This is a genomic window from Xanthomonas pisi DSM 18956, assembly GCF_001010415.1.
Lineage (GTDB): Bacteria > Pseudomonadota > Gammaproteobacteria > Xanthomonadales > Xanthomonadaceae > Xanthomonas > Xanthomonas pisi.
Window position 1 is genome coordinate 1 of the sequence record NZ_JPLE01000254.1, and the last position, 354, is coordinate 354.

Below are 354 nucleotides of genomic sequence, written 5' to 3' on the forward strand. Positions count from 1 at the left end.
GGCCTGGACTTATTCAATTGCAACCACAGATGTTAGCATCTGCATATGATGAGAAATTGATTACTAAAAATATTAAATGGCCTGCATTTGCTCAATTAAAAGCCGATGGTGCTCGTTGTTTCGCTGAAGTTCGCGATGATGGTGTTCAATTCTTTTCTCGTGCCGGTAACGAATACCATGGTCTTACGCTATTAGCGGATGAACTAATGGAAATGACTAAAGAAGCTCGTGAAAGACACCCTAATGGGGTTTTAATCGACGGTGAATTAGTTTATCATTCATTTGATATTAAAAAGGCTGTGAGCTCAGGAAATGACCTGTCGTTCTTATTTGGTGATAATGAAGAATCCGAAG

At 39.3% G+C, this 354-nt stretch carries 1 protein-coding gene; it reads left to right on the forward strand.

Features of this window, described 5'->3' with window-relative positions; translation table 11 throughout:
* On the forward strand, positions 1–354 hold a 354-nt coding region (locus tag Y887_RS19730; RefSeq protein ID WP_046965641.1), incomplete at both ends, for an ATP-dependent DNA ligase.